The organism is Pseudomonas sp. P110(2024), assembly GCF_057480795.1.
In genome coordinates this window covers 357,658-377,401 of sequence record NZ_JBLIYT010000003.1, presented here as the reverse complement: position 1 = coordinate 377,401, position 19,744 = coordinate 357,658, and the positions used below count along the sequence as shown (strand labels likewise).

Below are 19,744 nucleotides of genomic sequence, written 5' to 3'. Positions count from 1 at the left end.
CTGTCCAGGCTCGGCGGCTTTCTTGATGGCTGCCGGAGCGTATAGCTTAAAATCGGCGCATTTTCCGACAACATGAGCCGCCAGGCAAACGTTGACGCCAACCGACTGTCGGTTTCATGCAACGAGTTATTTCAAACTTTTTCAGGAGCAGCCTCCATGGCCTACTGGCTGATGAAATCCGAGCCCGACGAGCTTTCCATCGAAGCCCTGGCACGCCTGGGCAGCGCCCGCTGGGACGGGGTGCGCAACTACCAGGCGCGCAACTTCCTGCGGGCCATGAGCGTAGGCGACGAGTTCTTCTTCTACCACTCCAGTTGCCCGCAACCGGGTATCGCCGGTATCGCCCGAATCAGCACCGCCGCCTACCCGGACCCGACCGCCCTGGATCCGCGCAGCCACTACCACGACGCCAAGGCCAGCGCCGAGAAAAACCCATGGAGCGCAGTGGATGTCGAGCATGTGCGGACGTTCCGCCAGGTACTCGGCCTGGGCCTGCTCAAGCAGCAGGCGGCGCTCGAGGAACTGCCCCTGGTGCACAAAGGCAGCCGCCTGTCGGTGATGCCGGTGAGCGCCGAGCAATGGGCCGCGATTCTCGCGCTGAGCTGATTGTGCGGCTATTGTCAGGGGTTTGACCAATATCAACGCGCAAGGAAGCGCGTCGCGCCAGGATAAGGCGTGCCAGCCGCAGGATGCAGACCGATGAATCGAAAAGCCCCCAGAATCTTCGCCTCCGCCTTGGTATTGCTGTTGCTGGCGGCAGGCGGGCTGGGCTACTGGAAGTCCCTTCACGACCGCCTGCCCGAAGGCCTGAGCATGGGCAACGGGCGCCTCGAGTCCACCGAGGTGCAGATCGCCAGCAAGATCCCCGGACGCCTGGCCGAGGTGCTGGTCGACGAAGGCGACAAGGTCACCCGCGGCCAGTTGCTGGCGCGCATCGACACCCGCACGATGGAAGCCCAGCGCAGCCAGGCCGAGGCCGAAGTGCTGCGCGCCCGGGAGAACTACGCCGCTGCACAAGCCAGCGTGCAGTTGCGCCAGAGCGAGCTGTTGCTGGCCAGCCAGGAGCTTAAGCGGATTCGCGAGATCTACCAGCGCAAGTTCGCCAGCCAGCAGTTGCTCGACCAGCAGCAGGCCCGCTACGACACCGCCACCGCGGCCTTGGTCGCGGCCCGGGCCCAGCTGGCGGCGATCAAGGCCGCCATCGGCGCCGCCGAGGCCCAGGTCGCCCAGCTCACCAGCGAAATCGACGACAGCAGCCTGCGCGCGCCCATCGACGGCATCATCCAACTGCGCCTGGCAGAGCCCGGCGAAGTACTCGGCGCAGGCGGCCGGGTGCTGATGCTGATCGACCCCAGCGACCAGTACATGAACCTCTACCTGCCCGCCGCCACCACCGGCCGGTTGACCGTCGGCGACCAGGCGCGGATCGTGCTCGACGCCCTGCCGGACAAGGCCCTGCCGGCCAAGGTGGCGTTCGTCGCGGCCAAGGCGCAGTTCACCCCGAAGCAGGTCGAGACCCGCGATGAGCGGCAAAAACTGGTGTTCCGGGTCAAGCTGCGCCTGACCGAACCGAGCGCCGTGCCCCAGGCCAAGCCGGGCATGCCCGGCGCCGGGTACGTGCGCACCGCCGACGTGGGCTGGCCGGCCAACCTGCAATGAACGCGGCGATCGCCCTGCGGGCCGAAGGGGTCAGCCACCGCTATGGCGACCTGCAGGCCCTGCACAGCCTCGCGTTCAGCCTGCCGGCCGGGACCCGCTGCGGCCTGATCGGCCCGGATGGCGCCGGCAAGTCGACCCTGCTCGGGCTGATCGCCGGGGTCAAGCGCCTGCAACAGGGCGAGTTGCAGGTACTCGGCGGCTCGATCCGCCAACGCCGCCACCGCACCGCGCTGTATCCCAAGGTCGCCTTCATGCCCCAGGGCCTGGGCAACAACCTGTACCCGGAGTTGTCGATCCGCGAAAACATCCGTTTCTTCGCCACTCTGTTCGGCCTGGGCCGCGCCGAATGCGAGCAGCGCATGACCAGCCTGCTGCGCGCCACCGACCTGGAGCGCTTCGCCGAACGCCCGGCAGGCAAGCTCTCGGGCGGCATGAAGCAGAAACTGGGGTTGTGCTGCGCGCTGATCCACGAACCGGACCTGCTTATCCTCGACGAGCCGACCACCGGCGTCGATCCACTGTCACGGCGGCGCTTCTGGGAGCTGGTCGAGCAGGTGCGCGCCCAGCGCCCGCAACTGACCCTGCTGGTGGCCACCGCCTACATGGAGGAGGCCGAGCAGTTCGAGCATTGCCTGATGCTCGACGCTGGCCGCCTGCTGGCCGCCGGCCTCAGCCGCGAACTGGCGGCGATTACGCCCAGCGGCAAGCTGGACGACGCCTTCACCCACTTCCAGGGCGCCGGACGACCACAGCCCGAGCCCTTGCGCATCCCGCCACGCCAGGCCGACGGCGGGCCGATTGCCATCGAGGCCCACGACCTGACCCTGCGTTTCGGCGACTTCACCGCGGTGAACAAGGTCAGCTTCGCCATCGGCCGCGGCGAGATCTTCGGTTTCCTCGGCTCCAACGGCTGCGGCAAGACCACCACCATGAAGGTGCTCACCGGCCTGATGCCGGCCAGCGAGGGCAGCGCCAGTCTGCTTGGCCGCCCGGTGGATGCTGGCGACCTGGCCACGCGCAAGCGGGTCGGCTTCATGTCCCAGAGCTATTCGCTGTATGGCGAGTTGAGCGCCCGGCAGAACCTCGAACTGCACGCTCGCCTGTTCGACCTGGCCAAGGCCGACAGCGCGCCGCGCATCGCCGAGCTCATCGAACGCTTCGACTTAGGCGCCATCGCCGACCAGCCGTCCGGCGCCCTGCCCCTGGGCCTGCGCCAGCGCCTGTCGCTGGCCGTGGCGGTATTGCACCGCCCGGAAGTGCTGATCCTCGACGAGCCGACCTCGGGTGTCGACCCGGCGGCCCGCGACGACTTCTGGCGCCTGCTGGTGGAGTTGTCCCGCGAGCAGGGCGTGACCATCTTCCTGTCCACCCATTTCATGAACGAAGCCCTGCGCTGCGACCGCATCTCGCTGATGCACGCCGGCCGGGTGCTGGCCTGCGACACCCCACGGGCCCTGCAAGTCAGGTTCGGTGGCGACACCCTGGAAGACGCGTTCGTGCGTTGTCTCGAACAGGCCCAGGAGGCGCCCCCCCAGACACAAGCCGACACCACGCTGGATCAGGCCGCTGCCCCAGCGCCCGCCCTGCGCCAGGCCTTCAGTCTGCGTCGCCTGCTGGCCGTAGCCAGCCGCGAAGGCAAAGAGCTGCTGCGCGACAAGGTGCGTCTGGCCTTCGCCCTGGCAGGGGCGTTGTTCATGATGGTGATCTTCGGCTATGGCATTTCGCTGGATGTGGAGAACCTCGCCTTCGCCGTGTACGACCAGGACCAGAGCCCGCAGAGCCGCGCCTACCTCGAGGCCTTCCGGGGCTCGCGCTATTTCGCCGAACAGGCGCCGATCCGCGATGCCCGCCAGTTGCACCAGCGCCTGCAACGCTCGGAGATCAAGCTGGCCCTGGAGATCCCGCCGGGCTTTGGTCGCGACCTGCATGCCGGGCGCCAGCCGGTGGTGGCCGCGTGGCTCGATGGCGGCATGCCGTTCCGTGCCGAGACCAGCCGCAACTACGTCGAGGCCGTGCACCAGGCCAACCTGGAGCAGCTGGCCGCCCTCGGCCCGCACCCGGTGGCGCGCCAGCAGCCGGTACGCCTGGAGACACGCTTTCGCTACAACCAGGACGTGGTCAGCGTGAACGCCATCGGCCCCGGCGTCATGGCGCTGATCCTGGCCTTCATCCCGGCCATGCTCACCGCGCTGGGCATCGTGCGGGAAAAGGAACTGGGCTCGATCACCAATTTCTACGCCACCCCGCTGACCCGCCTGGAGTTCCTGCTCGGCAAGCAGGCGCCCTACCTTGCGGTGAGCCTGGTCAACCTGGCGCTGCTGGTGGCGATGAACCGCTGGCTGTTCGGCGTGCCGCTCAAGGGCAGCCCGCTGGCCCTGGCCTGCGGCGGCCTGGCCTACCTGCTGGCGACCACCAGCCTGGGCCTGCTGATCTCGGCATTCACCCGCACGCAGATCGCGGCGATCCTCGGCACCATGATCATCACCAGCCTGCCTACCATCCAGTTCTCCGGCCTGATCGTGCCACGCTCGTCGCTGGACGGCGCGGCGGCGCTGATGGGCCAGTTGTTCCCGGCCGGCTACTTCCTCGACATCGCCGTCGGCACCTTCACCAAGGCCTTGGGCCTGCGCGAGCTGTGGCCGCAGTGCCTGGCACTGCTGGGCTTCTTCGCCGCCTTCACCGGGCTGAGCCTGGCCATGCTGAAAAAACAGGAGGCCTGAGATGAGCCGCCTCTCCCACACCCTGCGCCTGGGCCTGAAGGAACTCACCAGCCTGCGCCACGACAGCGTGTTGCTGCTGTTCCTGCTGTACGCCTTCAGCGTGGCGATCTACATGCCCGCCGCCGGCTCCGTGATCGGCGTGCACAACGCCAGTGTCGCGGTGGTCGATGAAGATCACAGCGCCGTCTCGCGCAAGCTCGCCGAGTCGCTGCAGCCGCCCGAATTCCAGCCCGCCGTAGCACTACCGGCAAATCGGCTGGACCAGGCCATGGACAGCGGGCAATACACCTTCGTGATCAATGTGCCGGTGAACTTCCAGGCCGACCTGCTGGCCGGGCGCTCACCAGAGCTGCAGGTCGACGTCGATGCCACGGCCATGAGCCAGGCCTTCATGGGGGCCGGCTACATCGGCCGGATCTTCGAACGCGAGCTGCTTGAATACGCAGGGCGCAGCACCAGCAGCCCGGCCCTGCTCAACCCGAAGGCGCTGTTCAACCCCAACCTCGAAGGCGGCTGGTTCCTGGCGGTGATCCAGATCGTCAACAACATCACCATCCTGGCCATCATCCTCACCGGCACCGCGTTGCTGCGCGAACGCGAGCACGGCACCCTCGACCACCTGCTGGTGCTGCCGTTGACGGCGCTCGAGATCATGCTGGCGAAGATCGCCAGCAACGCCCTGGTGGTGGTGGCCTGTACCTGGATTTCGCTGGAAGTGGTGGTCAAGGGCGCCCTGGGCGTGCCGCTGGCGGGCTCGATGGGGCTGTTTTTGGGGGTGACCGCGCTGTATCTGTTCGCCAGCACGGCACTGGGCATCTTCCTCGCCACCCTGGCGCGCTCGACGCCGCAGTTCGGCCTGCTGGCGATTCCGGTGATCATCCCGATGCTGCTGCTGTCGGGGGGCAGCACGCCGCTGGACAGCATGCCGCAGTGGCTGCAGTGGGTCATGCAGGGCTCGCCCTCGACCCACTTCGTCAGCCTCGGCGCGGCGATCCTGTTCCGCGACGCCGGGCTGAGCGTGGTGTGGCCGGATGTGGCGGCCCTGGCCGCGATCGGCCTGGTATTCTTCGGCGTGGCTTTGGCGCGCTTTCGCCGCAGCCTCGCCGCCTGATCACTGCACGATCAGGTTGTTGAACAGCAGGTCCTCGACGATCGGCTTGCCCTCTTCGGACTCCATCACCTGCTGCACCTGCTTCAGGGCTTCCTGGCGCAGTTTTTCCTTGGCCTCGACGTTGCTCATGTTGTCCACGCCCTGCTGGGTGAACAGCGCCACCAGCTGGTTGCGGATCAGTGGCTCGTGGTGCTTGACCGCAGCGGCGGCGGCATCGCCGGTCACGCGCAGGGCGACATCGGCCTTGTACACGCGCAGCTTGGGGCCGCCGTCGAGGGCGTAGTTGCCGACGAAGGGCGGGCTGAGGCTGATGTAGGCGACCTTGGGCTCGCCTTCCTTTTCCTCGGCCATCGCCGCCACTGGCAGCATCAAGGCCAGCACCATCAAGATCCACGCTTTCACGAATTCGCTCCTCAATACAGTTGGCGCCAGCTTACCCAGCGCGCCGGCCAAACCCAAGCCCGGGCTTATGCCGGCTCATCAGGGCCGGCCATGCTCGTTGACCCTCGGGACGGCCCTCCTACACTTATCGGCCACCACACGCAAAGGAATAGCCCTGATGAAAGCCTTGTTGTGCAAAGCCCTGGGCCCGGCGCGGGACCTGGTCCTGGAAGAGGTCGCCAGCCCCACGCCCAAGAAGAACGAGATCCTCCTCGACGTGCACGCCGCAGGGGTCAACTTCCCCGACACCCTGATCATCGAGGGCAAGTACCAGTTCCAGCCGCCGCTGCCGTTCGCCCCAGGTGGCGAGGCGGCCGGCGTGGTGGCCGCGGTCGGCGAGAAGGCCGGCGCGTTCAAGGTCGGCGACCGGGTCATGGCCCTGACCGGCTGGGGCGCCTTCGCCGAGCAGGTGGCGGTGCCGTTCTACAACGTGCTGCCGATCCCGGCGGGCATGGACTTCACCACCGCCGCCGCGTTCGGCATGACCTACGGCACCTCGATGCACGCGCTGACCCAACGCGGCCAGCTCAAGGCCGGCGAAACCCTGCTGGTGCTCGGCGCCTCGGGCGGCGTGGGGCTGGCGGCGGTGGAGATCGGCAAGGCCCTGGGCGCGCGGGTGATCGCCGCGGCCAGCAGCGCCGAGAAACTGGCGATCGCCCAGGCCGCCGGGGCCGACGAACTGATCGACTACAGCCAGGCCAGCCTCAAGGACGAGATCAAGCGCCTGACCGGCGGCCAGGGCGTGGATGTGATCTACGACCCGGTCGGCGGCGCGCTGTTCGACCAGGCCGTACGCGGGCTGGCGTGGAACGGGCGGTTGCTGGTGGTGGGCTTTGCCAGCGGCACGATCCCGCAACTGCCGGTAAACCTGACCCTGCTCAAGGGCGCGGCGGTGCTCGGTGTGTTCTGGGGCGCCTTCGCCCAGCGCCAGCCGGAAGACAACGCGGCCAACTTCCGCCAGCTGTTCGCCTGGCACGCCGAAGGCAAGTTGAAGCCGCTGGTGTCGCAGACCTTTGCACTGGCCGAGGGTGGCGCGGCGATCGAACGCCTGGCGCAGCGCCAGGCGGTGGGCAAGCTGGTGGTGATGATCCCGCGCTGACCGCTCAGGTCTCATCGCCTGCAAGCCGGCTCCCACAGTTTTACGCCGCGGTCATGGGAGCCGGCTTGCCGGCGACAGGGCCGACCCTGCAGTTCTTCTATTCATATTCCTAAACGGTAGTTCATAAACTTTTTCTAAACGAATAGGGTATATCGACCGGACCACCGGACCAGCAAACGTCTGTCGCCATCAGCTGAGGCGACGCTTTCAACTTTGTGAGGTTAGGAATGGTCAGGATCACAATCACCCCAGTGCATAACGCCAGGGCATTGAGTGCAGCCAAGGAGCGGTACTGATGTCCAGCCAACCAACTACCCGATTCCACAGCGATCTCGACAGCTCGCCGCTGCTGCTGCCGGCCACGGTGTTGCGCAACGACGAAGAGGCCCTGCAGGCTGCCCGTGAGCTGGCCGAGGTGGCCCGCCAGCAGGCCGCCAAGCGTGACCAGCAGCGCAAGCTGCCTTGGGCCGAGATCGAACAGTTCACCCGCAGCGGCCTGGGCAGCATCAGCGTGCCCAAGGCCTTCGGCGGCCCCGAGGTGTCCTTCGCCACCATCGCCGAAGTGTTCCGCCTGATCAGTGCCGCCGACCCGGCGCTGGGGCAGATTCCGCAGAACCAGTTCGGCATCCTGCAACTGGTCCGCCTGACCGCCACCCAGGCCCAGCAGGCAGTGATCTTCCGCTCGGTGCTTGACGGCTGGCGCATCGGCAATGCCGGCCCCGAGCGCGGGACCAAGGACACCCTGACGCTCAAGGCGCGCCTCACCCGTGACGGCGACGGCTATCGCATCAGCGGCGAGAAGTTCTATTCCACCGGTGCCTTGTACGCCCATTGGGTGGCGGTCAAGGCGCTGGACGACGATGGCCGCCAGCGCCTGGCGTTCGTCCGTCGCGGCAGTCCGGGGCTGCGTATCGTCGACGACTGGTCCGGCTTCGGCCAGCGCACCACAGCCAGCGGTACCGTGCTGCTCGACCAGGTACCGGTGGACACCGACCTGGTGGTGGACAACTGGCGCCTGCGTGAGGAGCCCAGCATCCAGGGCGCCGCCTCGCAGCTGATCCAGGCAGCCATCGACGCCGGCATCGCCGAAGCGGCCATCGAGGACACGATCCAGTTCGTTCGGGAGAAGTCCCGGCCGTGGATCGAAGCCAAGGTCGAACGCAACAGCGACGACCCCTATGTGATCGCCGACATCGGTCGCCTGAAGCTCGAGCTGCACGCCGCCGAGGCCCTGCTGCGCAAGGCCGCCAAGGTGCTCGACGAAGTGAACGCCGGCGTGATCGATGCCGCCGCCGCGGCCCGTGCCTCGATTGCCGTGGCCGAAGCAAAGGTGCTCACCACCGAGATCTCGCTGCAGGCCAGCGAGAAGCTGTTCGAGCTGGCCGGCAGCCGCGCCAGCCTGGCCGAGTTCAATCTCGACCGGCATTGGCGCAACGCCCGGGTCCACACCCTGCACGACCCGGTGCGCTGGAAGTACCACGCCGTCGGCGCCTACCACCTCAACGGCACCCTGCCTGCCCGCCATTCCTGGATCTGATTCAAGGCCCAGGGGCTGCGGTGCAGCCCTTTCGCCGGCAAGCCGGCTCCCACTAGGACGTCAGTGAACGCTCACTGTGGGAGCCGGCTTGCCGGCGAAAGAGCCGCACAGCGGCTCCAAGTGCCCGGAGAGCAAAATGACTGCATCCATCATCACCACCGACGCCCAGGCCATGGCCGTCGCCGACGAACTCGCCCAACACCTGCGCCAGGACAGCGCCCTGCGCGACCGCGAGCGCCGCTTGCCCCATGCCGAACTCGAACGTTTCGTGCAGTCCGGCCTTTGGGGCATCAGCGTGCCCAAGGCCTTCGGCGGCGCCGGGGTGTCCAATGTCACCCTGGCCAAGGTCATCGCCCGCATCGCCCAGGCCGACGCCTCGCTCGGGCAGATCCCGCAGAACCACTTCTACGCCCTGGAAGTGCTGCGGGTGAATGGCAGCCCCGAACAACAGCGACGTCTCTACGCCGAAGTGCTCGCCGGCCGCCGTTTCGGCAACGCCCTGGCCGAGCTCGGCACCAAGAACGCCCACGAGCGCACCACCCGCCTGAGCCGCGATGGCGACCATTTCCGTATCGACGGCCGCAAGTTCTACTGCACCGGCGCGATCTACGCCCAGCGCATCCCGACCCTGGTGATCGACGACCAGGATGTGTCGCACCTGGCCTTCGTGCCCGCCGACAGCCAGGGCATCGAGGTGATCGACGACTGGAGCGGCTTCGGCCAGCGCACCACCGGCAGCGGCTCGGTGGTGTTCAACCACGTGGCGGTCCGCGCCGAGGACGTGGTGCCGTTCCAGAGCGCCTTCGAACGCCCGACCACGGTCGGCCCGCTGGCGCAGATCCTCCATGCCGCCATCGACACCGGCATCGCCCGCGCCGCCTACGAGGATGCCCTGCACTTCGTGCGCACCCGCAGCCGACCATGGATCGACTCCGGCCTCGACAAGGCCAGCGACGACCCGCTGACCCTGAAGAGCTTCGGCCACCTGGCGATCCGCCTTCACGCCACCGAGGCGCTGCTCGAGCGCGCCGGCGAAATCCTCGACATCGCCCAGGCCGACAGCAACGCCGAGACCCTGGCCGCCGCCTCCATCGCCGTGGCCGAGGCCCGGGCGATCAGCACCGAGATCTCCCTGGCCGCCGGCACCACGCTGTTCGAGCTGGCCGGCAGCCAGGCCACCCTGGCCGAGCACAACCTCGACCGCCACTGGCGCAACGCCCGGGTGCACACCCTGCATGACCCGGTGCGCTGGAAGTACCACGCCATCGGCAACTACTACCTCAACGACGAGAAGCCGCCGCGCCGGGGGACCATCTGATGGCGAAGCAGATCCTGCTCAATGCCTTCAACATGAACTGCATCGGGCACATCAACCACGGTTTGTGGACCCACCCACGGGACACTTCGACCCAGTACAAGACCCTCGACTACTGGACCGACCTGGCTCGCCTGCTGGAGCGGGGACTGTTCGACGGGCTGTTCATTGCCGATATCGTCGGCACCTACGATGTCTATGGCCAGTCGCTGGACGTGACGCTCAAGGAGTCGATCCAGCTGCCGGTCAACGACCCGCTGCTGCTGGTCTCGGCCATGGCGGCGGTGACCAGGCACCTGGGCTTCGGCCTCACCGCCAACCTGACCTACGAGGCGCCGTACCTGTTCGCCCGACGCCTTTCCACCCTCGACCACCTGAGCAATGGCCGGGTCGGCTGGAACATCGTCACCGGCTACCTCGACAGCGCCGCCCGGGCCATGGGCCTGGAGCAGCAACCCGAGCACGACCGCCGCTACGATCAGGCCGACGAGTACCTGCAGGTGCTGTACAAGCTGCTCGAAGGCAGCTGGGCCGACGATGCCGTGGTCGCCGACCGCGAGCAGCGGGTCTATGCCCGCCCTGACAGGGTGCGCAAGGTCGAGCACCACGGCGAGTTCTACAAGGTCGAGGGCTACCACCTGTGCGAACCCTCGCCGCAGCGCACGCCGGTGCTGTTCCAGGCCGGCAGCTCGCCGCGCGGGCTGGCCTTCGCCGGCAACCATGCCGAGTGCGTGTTCATCAGCGGCCAGGACAAGGCCGCCACCCGCGCCCAGGTCGACAAGGTGCGCGCCGCGGCCAAGGCGGCCGGGCGCGATCCGCAGGCGGTCAAGGTGTTCATGGGCATCACCGTGATCGTCGCGCCGACCGAGGCGCAGGCGCAGGCCAAGCACGCCGAGTACCTGCGCTACGCCAGCGCCGAGGCCGGGGTCGCGCACTTTGCCAGTTCCACCGGTATCGACTTCTCGCGCTACGAACTGGACGAGCCCATCGGCTTCGCCAAGGGCAACGCCATCCAGTCCGCCACCCGCCAGTTGCAGGAAAGCGCCTGGACCCGCCGCCGCCTGCTCGAGCAGCACGCCCTGGGCGGTCGCTACGTGACCCTGGTCGGCGACGCCGAGCAGGTGGCCGAGCAACTGATCGCCTGGATCGACGAGACCGGCCTGGACGGTTTCAACCTGACCCGCACCGTCACCCCGGAAAGCTACGAGGACTTCATCGAACTGGTGGTCCCCGCCCTGCAACACCGCGGTCGCTACAAGACCGCCTACGCCGAGGGCACCCTGCGCGAGAAGCTGTTCGCCAGCAGCCAGCCGCATCTGCCCGCCGGACACCCCGGCGCCCGCTACCGCAACACCCCCGACCCTGCCCCGACTGGAGCCCTGCACCATGCTTGAGAAACTGTTCCGGCCCATCGCGGCCATTGCCCTGGGCCTCGGCCTGTCCGCCGCCGCCTTGGCCGCCGAACCGCTGAAGATCGGCACCACCGCCGCCTTCGCCATCCCCCTGGAGGCAGCGGTGGAAGAGGCCCAGAAACAGGGCCTGGAAGTGAAGCTGATCGAGTTCAGCGACTGGATCGCGCCCAATGTCAGCCTCAACAGCGGCGATATCGACGTGAACTACTTCCAGCACATCCCGTTCCTGGAAAACGCCAAGGCCGCCGCCGGCTTCGACCTGGTCCCGTACGCGCCGGGGATCATCAACAACGTTGGCCTGTACTCGAAAAAGTACAAAAGCTTCACCGAGCTGCCCGAAGGCGCCAGCGTGGCCATCGCCAACGACCCGATCAACAGTGGCCGTGGCCTGCAATTGCTGGCCAAGGCCGGGCTGATCACCCTCAAGCCGGGCGTGGGCTACAAGGCCACCGAGGACGACATCGTCGCCAACCCGAAGAAGATCCGGATTCTCCAGGTCGAAGCCGTGCAACTGGTACGCGCCTATGACGACGCCGACCTGGTCCAGGGCTACCCGGCCTACATCCGCCTGGCCAACAGCTTCGACGCCACCTCGGCGCTGCTGTTCGACGGCCTGGAGAACAAGGAGTACGTGATCCAGTTCGTCATCCGCCCGCAGGAGAAGAACGACCCGCGCCTGGCCAAGTTCGTCGATATCTACCAACACTCGCCGGTCGTGCGCGCCGCCCTGGACAAGGCCCATGGCAAGCTCTACCAGGCCGGCTGGGAAGGCTGACATGGCCCAGGCCAGCGCCCTCAGGGCGCCCGTCCCGCCCGCCGAACCGTTCAAGGCCGAGGAAACCGCCCTGCGCCCGGAGGTGAACCAGGCGCACATCCGCTTCATCGGCCTGGGCAAGACCTATCCGGGCCAGGGCCAGCCGGCGCTGCAAGACATCGACCTGAACATTCGCCGGGGCGAGATCTTCGGCATCATCGGCCGCAGTGGCGCCGGCAAGTCCTCGCTGCTGCGCACCATCAATCGCCTTGAACAGCCCAGCCAGGGCCGGGTGCTGATCGACCAGGTGGATATCGCGCCGTTCGACGAGGACCGTCTGGTGGCGCTGCGCCGGCGCATCGGCATGATCTTCCAGCACTTCAACCTGATGTCGGCCAAGACCGTATGGCAGAACGTCGAGCTGCCGCTGAAGGTGGCCGGGTGGACAAGGCCGAGCGCCAGCGCAAGGTGCGCGAGCTGCTGGCACTGGTCGGCCTGGAGGAAAAGCATCATGTCTATCCGGCGCAATTGTCCGGCGGGCAGAAGCAGCGCGTCGGCATCGCCCGGGCGCTGGTGCATGACCCCGAGATCCTGCTGTGCGACGAGGCCACCTCGGCGCTGGACCCGGAAACCACCGCCTCGATCCTCGAACTGCTGCGCGACATCAACCGGCGCCTGGGCCTGACCGTGGTGCTGATCACCCACGAGATGGCGGTGATCCGCGACATCTGCCAGCACGTGGTGGTGCTCGAACGGGGCGAGATCGTCGAGCAGGGCGAGGTCTGGCAGGTGTTCGGCGCGCCACGCCACGACGTCACCCGCACCCTGCTCGCACCGCTGCAGACCAAGCTGCCGGCAGCCTTGCAGGCCAGCCTGCGCGCCCAGCCGGTCAGCCGCGACGCGGCCGTGGTGCTCAAGCTCGACCTGCTCGGCGAGCCGGAACTGAGCGCCCTGTTCAACGACCTGGGCGGACGCGTGCGGCTGCTCCAGGGCGGCGTCGAGACCATCGGCGAGCAGGCCCTGGGGCAGTTGATCCTGTCCGTGCGCGGCTCGTCGCTGGACACCCATCAATTGCTCGAACGCGCCCGCCGCTGGGCCGCGGATGTGGAGGTACTCGGCCATGTGGATTGATCGCCTGCTGCAAGGCCTGTTCGACACCCTGCTGATGGTCGGCGTGTCCTCGCTGGTCGCGCTGCTGGTCGGGGTGCCGATGGCGGTGCTGCTGGTCACCAGCGACAAGGGCGGGATCTTCGAGGCCCCGGCGCTGAACCGGGTGCTGGGCGCCATCGTCAACCTGTTCCGCTCGATTCCGTTCCTGATCCTGATGGTCGCGCTGATCCCCTTCACCCGCCTGGTGGTCGGCACCACCTATGGCGTGTGGGCGGCCGTGGTGCCGCTGACCATCGCCGCCACGCCGTTCTTCGCGCGGATCGCCGAGGTCAGCCTGCGCGAGGTCGACCACGGCCTGATCGAAGCCGCCCAGGCCATGGGCTGCCGGCGCTGGCACATCGTCTGGCACGTGCTGTTGCCCGAGGCCCTGCCGGGCATCGTCGGCGGCTTCACCATCACCCTGGTGACGCTGATCAACTCGTCGGCCATGGCCGGAGCGATCGGCGCCGGTGGCCTGGGGGATATTGCCTACAGGTATGGATACCAACGCTTCGACAGCCAGATCATGCTGACCGTGATCGTGATGCTTGTGGCATTGGTGGCGCTGATCCAGCTGGGCGGGGACCGTCTGGCCAAAGGGTTGAACAAACGTTGAAATATTATTGGTGTAGGAGCGGCCTTGTGTCGCGAAAGGGCCGCGAAGCGGCCCCAGGATTTCAGCGTTGATGCAAAGATCGCCGGGGCCGCATTGCGGCCCTTTCGCGACACAAGGCCGCTCCTACAACGGTATGCACATGGCTCAGCCCCAGTGCAGCTCCGCCGCCGGCACCGGCCGCCCGAACCAGTACCCCTGCCCCAGCTGGCATTGCTGCTCCAGCAGGAACCGCGCCTGCTCCGCCTGCTCTACCCCCTCGGCGTGCACCTGCATGCCCATGCTCCGCGCCAGGGCGATGATCACCCGCACGATGGCGATGTCGTCCTCGTCATGGGGCAGGCCCGCGACGAAGCCCTGGTCGATCTTGAGCTTCTGCACGGGCATTCGCTTGAGCCGCAGCAATGACGAGTACCCCGTGCCGAAGTCGTCGATGGCCAGTGTCACGCCCAGCTCGCGCAGGCGGTAAAGCTGCTCCAGGGCAACCTCGGGGTCTTCCATCACCGCGCTCTCGGTCACTTCGAGCTCGAGCAGCGCTGGGTCCAGCCCGGTGTCGTGCAATGCATCGGCCACCTGCCGGTACAGGTCGCGTTGGCTGAACAGGCGGCTGGAAATGTTCACCGCAACGAATGCCAACTGCCGTCCCTCGGTCTGCCACTGCACCATCTGCCGGCAGGCCTGGTGCAACATCCAGGCGTCGATCTCGGCGATCAGCCCGGTGCGTTCGGCGATAGGGATGAACTCACCGGGTGGGACCAGACCACGCTGCGGATGCTGCCAGCGCACCAGTGCCTCGACGCCTATCATCCGCGCGGTGAACAGGTCATGCACCGGTTGGAAGAACACCCGCAGCTCCTGCTGCTCCAGCGCTCGGCGCAACTCGCCGGCGGTTTCGACCCGCTGCTGGGCATGGGCGGTGAGCTCCTCGGTGTACAGCGCATAGCAGGCTCGGCCGTTGCTCTTGGCCTTGAACAGCGCCGAGTCGGCGTTGCGCAACAACTGCTCGGCACTCAGCGCGTCGCTGGGGAACAGGCTGATGCCGATGCTGGCACTGATGAACAGGCGATTGCCTTCGAAGCAGAACGGTTCCTTCAATCGCTCGATGATCGATTGCGCCAGCTTGCCGGCCTGGCCGACCTGCTGGCAGTTCTCGGCCAGCACGCCGAACTCGTCGCCGCCCAGCCGGGCCAGGGTCACGCCGCTGCCCAGCACCTCCCGCAGGCGCTCGCCGACCAGCTTGAGCAGTTGGTCGCCGATGGTGTGGCCAAGGCCATCGTTGATGCTCTGGAAATGGTCGAGGTCGAGCAGCAGCAGGGCACAGCCGCGCTTGTTGGCCTGGGCCGCGGCCATGGCCTGCATGGCGCGGTCGTTGAACAGCAGACGGTTGGGCAGGCCGGTCAGCGGGTCGTGATGGACGAGATAGGCCAGTTCTTCCTCGGTGTGCTTGATCGCGCTGATGTCGCTGAAGACCGCGACGTAATGGCTGAGCGCGCCACTGTCATCGCGAATGGCGCAGATCGTCTGCCATTGCGGGTAGATCTCCCCGCTTTTACGGCGGTTCCAGATCTCCCCGCTCCACTCGCCCTGCTCCGCCAGGGCGGCGTAGATCTGCTGGTAGAACGGCGCGCCATGCCGACCGGACTTGAACTTGCTCGGGCGCTGGCCGATGACTTCGTCCTGCTGGTAGCCGGTGATGCGCATGAAGGCCCGGTTGACGTGCACGATCAGGCCATTGCGGTCGGTCACCAGCACACCCTCCAGGGTGCTGTCGAACACCGCCGCAGCCATGCGCAGGCGCTCGCGGTCTTCACTGCGCAAGCGGGCGCCGATGCCGATGAAGTTCAGCAGGCGGGCACGGGAGACAAAGATCAGCAAGGCACTGAGCAGCACCCAGACCACCACGTTGATCTGCCGGCCCACGGTCAGCGCCAGCGGGTCGTCGGTCATGCCCTGCAGGACCAGCTCGGACAGCACCAGCCAGAGGATCGAAAGCACCACGTAGAGCCCGGCCATGCGCAAGGCGTCGCGAACGGAAACAGACATGTCGGGTGGATGAGCCCATGAAAAATGAAGGGGCATTATAAGGGCTGAAACACCCTGTGACCTCCTATCTAAAAGGGTGACTGGTTTTATTTCCCCGCCCAGGGATAATGCGAGCGCTGTTCCCCTGAGTTTTCGAGGGTCTTTCCCGTTATGTGGTACTACGGTCTACTCGACTTGTCGGCCTGGCAACTGGTCGCCGTCACCCTGCTGATGACCCACCTGACCATCGTCAGCGTCACCATCTACCTGCACCGCTACTCGGCGCACCGCGCCCTGGAGCTGAACGCGGGGCTCAAGCATTTCTTCCGTTTCTGGCTGTGGCTCACCACCGCGCAGAACACCCGCGAATGGACCGCCATCCACCGCAAGCACCACGCCAAGTGCGAAACCCCGGACGACCCGCACAGCCCCGTGCACAAGGGCCTGGGCACCGTGCTGCGCAAGGGTGCCGAGCTGTACCGTGAAGAGGCGCGTAACGAGGAAACGCTGCGCATCTACGGCAAGAACTGCCCGGACGACTGGATCGAGCGCAACCTCTACACCCGCTTCAAGCTCGGCGGCATCGCCCTGATGGCGGTCATCGACCTGCTGCTGTTCGGCACCATCGGCATCACCATCTGGGCGATCCAGATGATGTGGATCCCGTTCTGGGCCGCCGGCGTGGTCAACGGCCTGGGCCATGCCGTGGGCTACCGCAACTTCGAGTGCCGCGACGCCGCCACCAACCTGGTGCCGTGGGGCATCATCATTGGTGGGGAGGAGCTGCACAACAACCACCACACCTACCCCAACTCGGCGAAGCTGTCGGTGCGGCGCTGGGAATTCGACATGGGCTGGATGTGGATCCGTCTGCTGAGCCTGCTGCGCCTGGCCAAGGTCCAGCGTGTCGCGCCCATCGCCCATCGCGTGGAGGGCAAGGCGTCGCTGGACATGGACACCGCCATGGCCATCCTCAACAACCGCTTCCAGATCATGGCCCAGTACCGCAAGCTGGTGATCGGCCCGCTGGTCAAGCAAGAGCTGGACAAGGTCGACGCCTCGCTGCGCCACCGTTTCCGCCGTGCCAAGCGCCTGCTCTCGCGGGAAACCAGCCTGCTGCAGGACCGCCACCACGTGCGCATCGAGTCGATGCTGGCCCACAGCCAGGCTCTCAAGACCATCTACGAAAAGCGCCTGGCCCTGCAGCAGATCTGGGCGCGCACCAGCGCCAACGGCCACGATATGCTCGCCGCGATGAAGGATTGGGTACACGAGGCCGAGGCCAGTGGCATCCACTCGCTGCGTGACTTCGCCGCCCAGCTCAAGACCTACTCGCTGCGCCCCAATGGCGCCTGAGCACCGTTGATCGGCATGCCCCGCAACGGGGCGTGCCGACCGGAACTTCCCCCCCGCAAATCGACTCAAATCCGGCATATCGCCCGCGTGGCGGGCCGGACCGTGGCCGCACGCCCATCGTCGAGAAACGTTCCGTGCTCATGGCCAAAGACCTCCCACCCACACCTGCCGGCACTCCCCGCCCAGAAGCCGCCCAGACCCTGCTGGCCCTGCTCCATGCCCAAGGCGAAGTGGCTCGCCTAAGCGAACGCGAGCAGCTGTACAGCTCGCTGCTCGACAGCGTCAACGCCGTGCTCTGGGCCTTCGACTGGGAAACCCGTCAGGTGCTCTACGTCAGCCCCGCCTACGAGCGCATCTTTGGCCGCCCGGCCAGCCTGGTACTGGCCGACTACAACGAATGGCGCGACGCCATCTACCCGGACGACCTGGAGTACGCCGAACGCAGCCTTGCCCAGGTGCTGGTCAAGGGCACCGTCGAGGACCGCGAATACCGCATCCTCAATGCCGCCGGCGAGGTGCGCTGGCTCAGCGACAAGTGCTACATCAACCAGCAGCGCGAGGGCGACCAGCGGGTGATCATCGTCGGCATCGCCGAGGACATCACCGAAAAAAAACAGCTCGAAGGCGAGCTGCAACGCCTGGCCACCACCGATGTGCTGACCCAGAGCAGCAACCGCCGGCACTTCTTCGAGTGCGCCCAGCAGGCCTTCGACAGCGCACGCGAGGACGGCGCGCCGATGGCCTTCCTGCTGCTGGACATCGACGATTTCAAGCATATCAACGACACCTACGGCCACCAGGAAGGCGACCAGGTGCTACAGCGCATCGCCGACAGCGGCAAGGCCGTGCTGCGCCGTGGCGATCAGTTCGGACGAATCGGTGGCGAGGAGTTTGCGGCCGTGTTCCCCGGCTGCACCGCACAAGTGGCCGAGCAGATTGCCGAGCGTCTGCAGCGGGAGATCCAGCGGTTGAGCTTCAGCCATGGCGAGCACACCTACGGGGTTACCGTAAGCCAAGGGCTGACCGGGTTGCAGGATGAGGATGAAACGCTCGACAGCCTGTTCGCCCGGGCGGACGCCGCCATGTACCGTGCCAAGCGCCAGGGCAAGAACCAGATCGTTAAAGGCTGAAACGGATCACTTCGCGGCTGCGGCACTCCACTCGTAATCGATCAGCCCGCTACGTCTCAGGCCTGCTCCTCATCCCCCGCGGGATCAGCATCAATAGTCAGGGCAGCGATGGGAGCAACCTGCAGCTTGCTCTCGGCCGCTTCCGCCGCCAGACGCTCGGCCTCCTCCCGCGCCAGCGCTTCCGGGTCCACCTTGCGCAGCCGCGACAGCTCCGGCAATCCAAGTTTTAGCAGGCGCGCCGTCTTGCTGCTGGCGACCTTCTCCAGCCCTTCGCTGGGCTTGAGCCGCGACAGCTGCCCGGCCAGGTTCATCGCCAGGATCTCCCGGGAGTAGACGCCGCCGCCCAGCTGGTACACCGCGGCGATCAGCTCGCGCAGGTCCAACGGCAGACGCCAGCGGGTGCGCAGTGCCGAGCCGAACGGCGCGCCGAACTCGTTGAGCGACAGCTCCACCTGGTCCTCGTCCAGCTCGCCACCGGCCAGGCGCCACTCCTGCAAGGTGCGCAGCACCGCCAGGTCACCCAGGCAGTGCAGCAGCCCCGCGCAGTAACAACGCGCTTCGTCCACCTCGAGCATGCGCGCCAATGTGCGGCCGTACTCGGCGGTGTGCAGCGACAGGTTCCAGTAATGGGTGGCGTGCCGCTCCAGCAGCGGGTCGGTCAAACGGGCGCTGCGCTTGAGCGTGAGGCCGAGGATGAGGTTCATGCTCTGGGTGCTGCCGAGCTTGTTCAGCGCCTGCAGCAGGGTCTGTACCGGCGCTTCACGGTGCAGGGCGGCACTGTTGGCGGCGGCGATGAGCACGCCGGTGATCTGTGGGTCGTTGCGCACCTCTTCCTCGAGCACCTTGAGGTTGAGGCCATGGGGGTTGAGGGCCCGCTTGACCGCCACCTGCACATCGGCAAACAGCGGGCCGCCGTCGGCGGTGGCCCGGCGCTGTTCCAGGTAGGCCGGCAGTCGCGCGCCGGGCTGCAACGGCGGTACCGGGCAGGCGATCTGCTCACCTACTGCCAGCAGCAGGTTCTCCAGGCGCTTGCGCAGGTTGTCCAGGTCAAGCGGCTTGCTCAGGTAGGCGGTCGGGTGCAACGGCAGCGCCTCGCGCACACTGGCGCTGTCGGTGCGGTCACTCATGAGGATGAACGGCAAACCGGGCTTGTCGCCCTTGGCGCGCACCTTGCGCAGCAGATCGAGGCCGTCGAACCCTGAGAGTTCACGGGCAGCGATGATCAGGTCGGGTTTGGCCGCCAGCGCACTCAGCGCCTCGGAACCATCGGCACAAACCTGCAGGCGGGCATCGCAGCGCACGCTAAGCAGCATTTCGCTGAGCATGTCGCGCACCCAGGGATCGCCTTCGGCAATCAGCACGCAGGGGGGGACGGGGTCGACAGCGCTCATGGGCTATTCTCCAGGCTATGACGCGCGATCCATCG

At 66.9% G+C, this 19,744-nt stretch carries 15 protein-coding genes and 1 pseudogene; 13 read left to right on the top strand and 3 right to left on the bottom strand.

All coding sequences use genetic code 11. The annotated features are described in order from the left end of the window. Positions 1–156 precede the first annotated feature (156 nt). The 4 genes from AC25ND_RS06880 to AC25ND_RS06865 all read left to right on the top strand — a co-directional run bounded on the left by AC25ND_RS06880 (position 157) and on the right by AC25ND_RS06865 (position 5,490). A complete protein-coding gene (locus tag AC25ND_RS06880; protein ID WP_028688564.1) occupies positions 157–606 on the top strand; it encodes an EVE domain-containing protein in 450 nt (149 codons plus the stop codon). Between the two features lie 93 nt (positions 607–699). Further along, the gene (locus AC25ND_RS06875; RefSeq protein ID WP_028688565.1) at positions 700–1,659 is read left to right on the top strand and encodes an HlyD family secretion protein; all 960 of its coding nucleotides are present in this window, start codon (positions 700–702) and stop codon (positions 1,657–1,659) included. Then, positions 1,656–4,379 carry a ribosome-associated ATPase/putative transporter RbbA gene (gene rbbA, locus AC25ND_RS06870; protein ID WP_182321941.1) on the top strand — a complete coding sequence of 908 codons (2,724 nt, stop codon included), beginning with the start codon at positions 1,656–1,658 and terminating at the stop codon, positions 4,377–4,379. The genes AC25ND_RS06875 and rbbA overlap by 4 nt, the downstream gene beginning before the upstream one ends. Before the next feature lies 1 nt (position 4,380). Continuing rightward, positions 4,381–5,490 carry an ABC transporter permease gene (locus AC25ND_RS06865; RefSeq protein WP_486976190.1) on the top strand — a complete coding sequence of 370 codons (1,110 nt, stop codon included), beginning with the start codon at positions 4,381–4,383 and terminating at the stop codon, positions 5,488–5,490. Here the strand turns inward: AC25ND_RS06865 and AC25ND_RS06860 are convergent, their stop codons facing one another. Further along, on the bottom strand, positions 5,491–5,892 hold the full coding sequence (locus AC25ND_RS06860; RefSeq protein ID WP_028688568.1) for a flagellar basal body-associated protein FliL: 402 nt from the start codon (positions 5,890–5,892) through the stop codon (positions 5,491–5,493). A gap of 157 nt (positions 5,893–6,049) precedes the next feature. On the opposite strand from AC25ND_RS06860, the gene AC25ND_RS06855 reads away from it, so the two are divergent. The 7 genes and pseudogenes from AC25ND_RS06855 to AC25ND_RS06825 all read left to right on the top strand — a co-directional run bounded on the left by AC25ND_RS06855 (position 6,050) and on the right by AC25ND_RS06825 (position 13,813). Continuing rightward, positions 6,050–7,030, top strand: coding sequence for an NADPH:quinone oxidoreductase family protein (locus AC25ND_RS06855; RefSeq protein ID WP_486976189.1), 981 nt, complete (start codon positions 6,050–6,052; stop codon positions 7,028–7,030). Between the two features lie 295 nt (positions 7,031–7,325). Beyond that, a complete protein-coding gene (locus AC25ND_RS06850; protein ID WP_486976188.1) occupies positions 7,326–8,567 on the top strand; it encodes an SfnB family sulfur acquisition oxidoreductase in 1,242 nt (413 codons plus the stop codon). A gap of 136 nt (positions 8,568–8,703) precedes the next feature. Next, positions 8,704–9,885 carry an SfnB family sulfur acquisition oxidoreductase gene (locus tag AC25ND_RS06845; RefSeq protein ID WP_486976187.1) on the top strand — a complete coding sequence of 394 codons (1,182 nt, stop codon included), beginning with the start codon at positions 8,704–8,706 and terminating at the stop codon, positions 9,883–9,885. Then, the gene (locus AC25ND_RS06840; protein WP_486976186.1) at positions 9,885–11,276 is read left to right on the top strand and encodes an LLM class flavin-dependent oxidoreductase; all 1,392 of its coding nucleotides are present in this window, start codon (positions 9,885–9,887) and stop codon (positions 11,274–11,276) included. Before AC25ND_RS06845 ends, AC25ND_RS06840 begins: the two co-directional genes overlap by 1 nt. Continuing rightward, positions 11,269–12,069 carry a MetQ/NlpA family ABC transporter substrate-binding protein gene (locus AC25ND_RS06835; RefSeq protein ID WP_028688573.1) on the top strand — a complete coding sequence of 267 codons (801 nt, stop codon included), beginning with the start codon at positions 11,269–11,271 and terminating at the stop codon, positions 12,067–12,069. The genes AC25ND_RS06840 and AC25ND_RS06835 overlap by 8 nt, the downstream gene beginning before the upstream one ends. A gap of 1 nt (position 12,070) precedes the next feature. Then, positions 12,071–13,179: pseudogene (locus AC25ND_RS06830) on the top strand (methionine ABC transporter ATP-binding protein). Continuing rightward, positions 13,169–13,813, top strand: a complete 645-nt coding sequence (locus tag AC25ND_RS06825) for a methionine ABC transporter permease (RefSeq protein WP_028688575.1) — start codon at positions 13,169–13,171, stop codon at positions 13,811–13,813. Before AC25ND_RS06830 ends, AC25ND_RS06825 begins: the two are co-directional and overlap by 11 nt. Before the next feature lie 144 nt (positions 13,814–13,957). Here the strand turns inward: AC25ND_RS06825 and dibA are convergent, their stop codons facing one another. After that, a complete protein-coding gene (dibA, locus tag AC25ND_RS06820; protein ID WP_182321946.1) occupies positions 13,958–15,853 on the bottom strand; it encodes a phosphodiesterase DibA in 1,896 nt (631 codons plus the stop codon). A gap of 150 nt (positions 15,854–16,003) precedes the next feature. Here dibA and desA point away from each other — a divergent pair, with 150 nt between their 5' ends. Both desA and AC25ND_RS06810 read left to right on the top strand, forming a co-directional pair. Next, a complete protein-coding gene (gene desA / locus AC25ND_RS06815) occupies positions 16,004–17,188 on the top strand; it encodes a delta-9 fatty acid desaturase DesA (RefSeq protein ID WP_028688577.1) in 1,185 nt (394 codons plus the stop codon). A 140-nt stretch (positions 17,189–17,328) separates the two neighbouring features. Then, positions 17,329–18,318 carry a GGDEF domain-containing protein gene (locus tag AC25ND_RS06810; RefSeq protein ID WP_051555600.1) on the top strand — a complete coding sequence of 330 codons (990 nt, stop codon included), beginning with the start codon at positions 17,329–17,331 and terminating at the stop codon, positions 18,316–18,318. A 56-nt stretch (positions 18,319–18,374) separates the two neighbouring features. On the opposite strand, the gene AC25ND_RS06805 is transcribed toward AC25ND_RS06810, so the two are convergent. Continuing rightward, positions 18,375–19,709, bottom strand: a complete 1,335-nt coding sequence (locus AC25ND_RS06805) for a response regulator (protein ID WP_238348067.1) — start codon at positions 19,707–19,709, stop codon at positions 18,375–18,377. Between the last annotated feature and the right edge of the window lie 35 nt (positions 19,710–19,744).

Bases quoted from the DNA above. Each gene is read 5' to 3' on its own strand.
- AC25ND_RS06880 (WP_028688564.1), top strand. From the start codon at position 157: ATGGCCTACTGGCTGATGAAATCCGAGCCCGACGAGCTTTCCATCGAA.
- AC25ND_RS06875 (WP_028688565.1), top strand. From the start codon at position 700: ATGAATCGAAAAGCCCCCAGAATCTTCGCCTCCGCCTTGGTATTGCTG.
- rbbA (WP_182321941.1), top strand. From the start codon at position 1,656: ATGAACGCGGCGATCGCCCTGCGGGCCGAAGGGGTCAGCCACCGCTAT.
- AC25ND_RS06865 (WP_486976190.1), top strand. From the start codon at position 4,381: ATGAGCCGCCTCTCCCACACCCTGCGCCTGGGCCTGAAGGAACTCACC.
- AC25ND_RS06855 (WP_486976189.1), top strand. From the start codon at position 6,050: ATGAAAGCCTTGTTGTGCAAAGCCCTGGGCCCGGCGCGGGACCTGGTC.
- AC25ND_RS06850 (WP_486976188.1), top strand. From the start codon at position 7,326: ATGTCCAGCCAACCAACTACCCGATTCCACAGCGATCTCGACAGCTCG.
- AC25ND_RS06845 (WP_486976187.1), top strand. From the start codon at position 8,704: ATGACTGCATCCATCATCACCACCGACGCCCAGGCCATGGCCGTCGCC.
- AC25ND_RS06840 (WP_486976186.1), top strand. From the start codon at position 9,885: ATGGCGAAGCAGATCCTGCTCAATGCCTTCAACATGAACTGCATCGGG.
- AC25ND_RS06835 (WP_028688573.1), top strand. From the start codon at position 11,269: ATGCTTGAGAAACTGTTCCGGCCCATCGCGGCCATTGCCCTGGGCCTC.
- AC25ND_RS06825 (WP_028688575.1), top strand. From the start codon at position 13,169: ATGTGGATTGATCGCCTGCTGCAAGGCCTGTTCGACACCCTGCTGATG.
- dibA (WP_182321946.1), bottom strand. From the start codon at position 15,853: ATGTCTGTTTCCGTTCGCGACGCCTTGCGCATGGCCGGGCTCTACGTG.
- desA (WP_028688577.1), top strand. From the start codon at position 16,004: ATGTGGTACTACGGTCTACTCGACTTGTCGGCCTGGCAACTGGTCGCC.
- AC25ND_RS06810 (WP_051555600.1), top strand. From the start codon at position 17,329: ATGGCCAAAGACCTCCCACCCACACCTGCCGGCACTCCCCGCCCAGAA.
- AC25ND_RS06805 (WP_238348067.1), bottom strand. From the start codon at position 19,709: ATGAGCGCTGTCGACCCCGTCCCCCCCTGCGTGCTGATTGCCGAAGGC.